Origin of the sequence: Psychrobacter sp. AOP31-B2-9 (genome assembly GCF_052378005.1) — a bacterium.
In the GTDB taxonomy this organism is placed as follows: Bacteria; Pseudomonadota; Gammaproteobacteria; order Pseudomonadales; family Moraxellaceae; genus Psychrobacter.
In genome coordinates this window covers 1-5654 of record NZ_JBQSXG010000173.1, presented here as the reverse complement: position 1 = coordinate 5654, position 5654 = coordinate 1, and the positions used below count along the sequence as shown (strand labels likewise).

The 5654-nt window shown below is 40.6% G+C and carries 6 protein-coding genes; 3 read left to right on the top strand and 3 right to left on the bottom strand.

Annotated features, from left to right (window positions below):
* Positions 1-409: DUF2059 domain-containing protein (locus tag ACT3SX_RS13615; protein ID WP_444761782.1), on the top strand; the 409-nt coding region annotated here is incomplete at its 5' end.
* A gap of 168 nt (positions 410-577) precedes the next feature.
* Here the strand turns inward: ACT3SX_RS13615 and dps are convergent.
* The 3 genes from dps to ACT3SX_RS13600 form a co-directional block, all read right to left on the bottom strand.
* Positions 578-1060 (bottom strand): DNA starvation/stationary phase protection protein Dps, encoded by a 483-nt coding sequence (dps, locus tag ACT3SX_RS13610; protein WP_192520614.1) that lies wholly within the window; start codon positions 1058-1060, stop codon positions 578-580.
* 229 nt (positions 1061-1289) lie between these two features.
* Complete coding sequence (locus ACT3SX_RS13605) at positions 1290-2069, bottom strand: tRNA(His) guanylyltransferase Thg1 family protein (protein ID WP_192520613.1); 780 nt, start codon at positions 2067-2069, stop codon at positions 1290-1292.
* A 49-nt stretch (positions 2070-2118) separates the two neighbouring features.
* Positions 2119-2571 (bottom strand): ATP-binding protein, encoded by a 453-nt coding sequence (locus ACT3SX_RS13600; RefSeq protein WP_192520612.1) that lies wholly within the window; start codon positions 2569-2571, stop codon positions 2119-2121.
* Between the two features lie 283 nt (positions 2572-2854).
* On the opposite strand from ACT3SX_RS13600, the gene uvrB reads away from it, so the two are divergent.
* Together uvrB and ACT3SX_RS13590 are read left to right on the top strand one after the other, a co-directional pair.
* Positions 2855-4966, top strand: coding sequence for an excinuclease ABC subunit UvrB (gene uvrB / locus ACT3SX_RS13595; protein WP_192520611.1), 2112 nt, complete (start codon positions 2855-2857; stop codon positions 4964-4966).
* A 252-nt stretch (positions 4967-5218) separates the two neighbouring features.
* The gene (locus tag ACT3SX_RS13590; RefSeq protein WP_225739323.1) at positions 5219-5602 is read left to right on the top strand and encodes a hypothetical protein; all 384 of its coding nucleotides are present in this window, start codon (positions 5219-5221) and stop codon (positions 5600-5602) included.
* Positions 5603-5654: the final 52 nt, after the last annotated feature.

Here is a 5654-nt window from a genome sequence, read left to right as displayed (position 1 = left end):
CAATGACATGTCTAGTGACAGTAGCACCACAGATCAAGTGATGCAGTCCATGTTATCTTCGCTGCCTACTGATAATTTGAGTACGGATCAGCGCCAACGTTTAGAAGATATTGTCAGTAAATATAGTAAAGAGATGACAGATGATAGTAATAGAACCACTATGAATCAAAAAATAGTCGATGTATATGTCCAGACTGCTAAGCAGCATTTTAATCAAGAAGAAGTCGATGCGCAGATAGATTTTTATAGTAGCAAAACGGGCCAAAGTATCATTGATAAACAGCCTGATATGATGAAAGACTATATGACACAAATAATGCCTATTGTTATGGAGTCTACTATGGAAAAGGTACAAGATATTACGCCGAGAATGGTCGCAGATATTAAAGCCCTTAAACTTGAAGAGTAGCTTAGATTTTTTTAATAAATAGTTTTATCTGTCTAAAATATTGTTAATCACAAAAACTACAAGCATAAAAAAGGTCGCCACGTTTGGCGACCTTTTTATATTTTAAATTTACGTTTCAAACGTTCAGTAAGTTGTCTGCTCGTTGCTTATTAGAGCTACTCACTGAAGTTACTTACTAGGAGCATTCGCACCGATGAACCATGCATCTTTATCGATAATGCGACTGGCTTCTGTAAATAGATCAGCGGTGTCTTCATCACCTGCATCACCAGCGGTAGCAATGGCTTTTCGTAGCGTTTCGGCCACTTTTTTATAGCGGCTAGTTAACTCACGCACATGTTGATTAACTTCGGTAATATCGGTTGGGTAATCGTCTAGGATTGACTCTTTCACGACACGGCTTGCCAAACCGTTTGGCTGACCACCTAGGATTACGATGCGTTCAGCGATAGTATCTGACACTTCAAGGATACGCTCTGATGTTTCATCTAGCAATTGATGCACGCCGATGAAACCTTTGCCTTGTAGGTTCCAATGACATTGTTTGCCATCTAATGTTAAATCAATAACGTTAGCCAAATTTGCATTTAGTAGTTTTACCATTTCACTGGCAGTTTCGTCTGATATTCCACTTGCGTAACGTTCTCTCATGACTTACTCCGTTATATTTTAATTTAATTTGATGTGTCACTTTTTCTTATTGGTTTATCTATAATGGTACTGCGTTAGCACTGATATTTATAACTGACAGTGCTTGTTGATTCGTTATAAATAATAGCAGCTTAAATGGTTATTAGAACCCTCAAGCGTTAGGCTTTGTTGAGTGGTCGTGTAAAAGGTTTGTTAAGCATGAAAAGCTTTGTAAAAATAAGTGCTTAATTTATACAGATTGTATCGTCAAATCAGTTGGTAATAATTTTGTGATAAAGGCATCATATTCTTCGCCAAGCGGTAAATCTGTATTTGCTATTAATACACGGCGTTGCGTAATGGTTGAGCTGTTGCTCTTAGGGTTAAAGCCAGTCTTATTGACTTCTGTAAAATATATACCTGTCCCACGTTTTTGCCAGTTGGGGAGTTCGTTATAGTTAATACCGTGCTGATAAAGGAGTTCGTGCTTGTCTTTTAACGCCTTACCTGCCATTTGCTTTGTCGCCGAATTGGCGTCTATACCTTGCTTACGCAATAACCAGTAACAGTGAGCATTTAGACTATTGCGATGAGCATCTTCTTGCCGCCATCGAAAGTACTGTTGCACTAATGATGTATTGGGTAGTTGTGAGACTCTAGCGTCAAAACTTGCTAATTGTCCATGAGTAACACTGAAGAAGCCACTGGCTTCACCTGCCAGTACTGAATTAATTTTACGAATTTTGCGTTTAAATGTGTCTTCTGTAGGATGAAGTAATAATGATATCTCGTCACTCTGGGTATAGCCATAAATGATATTGAAGCCGCAGCTCATTAGGTGCTTTGTAGTGGCTACCATTAACTCATGAAAACGAGTGTCAAAAGGAGCATCAAGTTGCCAAGTCTCTTTTGTTTTTTTGGTAAAGCCGCGTCCATCTAAACGTACAACAACAAACATCTCTGGCATAACACAAAGGTCATGAGCAGTCTCGTACACTCGTAGGCGAGTATCTAACTCTTCAAAACGCATAAATCTCTCAATAGTAATTGATGAATAGTGTGCTCGGTAAATAAACGGCTTAGTAAACTGGGTTTTCCAAATTTTCTGTGATACGAAAACTATCATGGCCGACAGTTACCGTAAATATTTTATTAAAACCTTCTTCAAAGTAGGGGCGTTGCATCTTCTTAGCCGTACCTTTGACGCCAACCTCAGGAACTTTTGCTTTGCCTGTACGATTGTTATTACGTACTAAGGCGTCTTTAAATGGACAGTCAAAGTAATAGGCGATAACGGTAAAGTTTGCTGCTTTTGCCGCGCGGATATAGTCGGCACGCTCTGCCGATGTTGCGTTGGTCTTATCAATGACTACTTGAGTTTTAGTGGCAAGACAAGCTTCAAAGAGTCGCTGCAATCTGTGATTGGTATTGAGCATATCTTTGTTTAAGCGCAAATGGCTGTGAAAAAACTGGCGCTGATAAAAGGTGGATTTTCCAGCACCTTGGATACCAATAAACAGAATAAGTTGCATAGAGCTATAAAGCCTTAGTTGTCATAAAATATTATCATATTTCTTAACCGTCTTAATTGCTACCTTTATCCGCAAAACTATTAAACAGATGCTGGGTTAACTTATAAAGCGTACCTTAAACCTTGTGGTGGTTGATTTTTTTATCGCAAATCATTTGATTCTTAAGTTTTAAATTAATACGAATTAACAGTATTTTAGCTAAAGGACAAGTCTCATGCTTGTCCTTTAAAAACCAACCCTCAGACCCCATATTGTTATAAACATCTAGAATAAGAAATCTATTATGCGAATGCCTGAACCGCGCTCATCGCGTCAGTTAAATCAATTGGCCACTCAGCTTCAAGGCGAAGCTGAAATTAGTGGTGTCAATGCGTCAGGGACGCAAATATCAAGTCGTGCCTTTGAGATGGTCACTGATTTTGAGCCAGCAGGTGACCAGCCGCAAGCGATTAAAAAGCTGGTCAATGGTATCAACTCCGATATGGATGAGCAGTTGCTATTGGGTGTGACCGGTTCTGGTAAAACTTATACCATGGCGAAGGTTATCTCTGAGACGCAGCGTCCAACCATTATCATGGCGCATAACAAGACACTTGCGGCTCAGTTATATGGCGAGTTTAAATCGTTTTTTCCTAATAATGCGGTTGAATATTTCGTCAGTTATTATGACTACTATCAGCCTGAGGCTTATGTTGCGGCAAGTGACACCTTTATCGAAAAAGACAGTGCCATTAATGATCATATTGATCAGATGCGTCTGTCAGCCACGCGTGCTCTATTAGAGCGTCGTGATGCGATTATCGTTGCGTCAGTATCTTGCATATATGGCTTGGGTGATCCTGAAAGTTATCTAAAAATGCTATTGCATGTCGTTGTGGGTGATAAAATAGACCGTACGGCGACGATTAAACGTCTGGTTGAAATGCAATATATGCGTAATGAATTGGATTTTGAACGTGGCACGTATCGCTTGCGCGGAGAGTTGCTAGATATCTATCCTGCTGAGTCTGAACAACTGGCAGTTCGTGTGCATTTATTTGATGATGAAGTAGAGAAGATTACTTGGTTTGATCCATTAACGGGCAAGACGGTACGTAGTGTGCCGCGTATTACCATTTATCCAAAATCGCACTATGTAACCCCGCGTAACAAGCTAGAAGCTGCCAGTCATACCATACGCGAAGAGCTAGAGCCACGATTGGAGTACTTCCGCGAAAACAACAAGCTGATTGAAGCGCAGCGTCTCAAAGAACGTACTCAATATGATCTTGAGATGATACAGCAGCTCGGCTACTGTAACGGCATCGAAAACTACTCGCAGCATCTCTCTGGTCGTCCTTCAGGGGAAGCGCCGCCGACGTTATTTGATTATATTCCAGAAGATGCATTACTGTTCCTTGATGAGTCACACGTGACCGTATCGCAAATTGGCGCGATGTATAAGGGCGATAGATCACGCAAAGAAAACCTAGTCAACTACGGCTTTCGTTTACCAAGTGCGATGAATAATCGTCCGATGAAATTTGAAGAATGGGAGCGCATCAAGCCCAAGACTATCTACGTGAGTGCCACGCCAGCGTTATATGAGTTAGAGCACAGCGAGCAAGTCGTTGAGCAGGTCGTACGGCCAACGGGTTTAATTGACCCTGAGATTGAGATACGTCCTGTATTGACGCAAGTTGATGACGTGTTATCAGAGATTACCAAACGCCGTGAAAAAGATGAGCGTGTATTGATTACTACATTGACCAAGCGCATGTCAGAGGATTTGACCAGTTATTTAAAAGAGTACGATGTCAAAGTCGCCTATCTGCATTCAGATATTGATACCGTCGAGCGTATGCAGATTATTCATGAGTTACGTACAGGCGTGCATGATGTGCTGGTTGGTATTAACTTGCTGCGCGAAGGTTTGGATATGCCTGAAGTGTCGCTGGTAGCGATATTTGATGCTGATAAAGAAGGTTTCTTGCGTTCTGAGCGTTCACTTATTCAGACTATTGGACGAGCAGCGCGCCATTTAAATGGTAAAGCCATTCTGTATGCTGATCGCATCACCAATAGTATGCAAAAGGCGATAGACGAGACCGATCGTCGCCGTGAAAAGCAAATAGCCTTTAATATCGAAAATAATATTACACCGAAGGGTGCGCGCCGTAGTATCACGGATAAAATCGATACCGGTGACGATAATAATGCTAATGACAATCAGGTAATTCCAATCAAGAGTAACCTGCCTGATGTGGATATCAGTATTTTACGCAGTCCTGATTTGCTGGCCAAAGAAATCAGTCGCCTTGAGAAGCAGATGAAGCAGATGTCGCGTGACTTGAAGTTTGAGGATGCGGCGAAAACGCGCGACAAAGTATTAGAATTGAAAGCACATTTAATCTAAGGTGTGAGTTGGCTTTTACTGAATATTAGAGGAGATGAGTCGCATATTCTGTGGCTCATTTTTTATGCATCGTTTGCTATAATCAATAAAGTTTAAGTAACAGTGAAATCGGGTTTTACCAACATTAAACGCAGTTTTACACATTACCCCTTAACAAACATCCGTCCTTCTAATACGATAAGCAAACACAGCGTATAGCTGTCTTTGGTTCATCAAGATCAAAAAATATTAGATAATAAGGACATAATTATAATGGACGTTAAAGCATTATTTAAGAAGGGCATAGAAAAACAATTACTCGATGTAGATGACTATATATTTAAGCCGGAGCTGATAGAGATGACGGTTGAGGAAGGGGAGTTGACCTGCGTGCTAAACAGTGATGGTAGTGTCAATATTTTCTATACTAAGGCAGGAATCACTGACGTCAGAGCTGCGGCTCGAAAGCACCCTTTTACTTCTTTTTCTACTGAGCTACATCATGGAATTTACGATGACGTCATCGACGATGTAGTAGAGAATGTAAATGATATTATAGACAGTCACTCTAAGTATTTCCGTCGCAGCAAAGTTTTATCTACTACACCAGCTTTAGGCGGTGGTGATGCTATCATTACAGAAGCTGATAAATATTAGAGACTGGATCTAACCGATTTTGATAAAAAAAGGCCAGATTATCACTGATAAT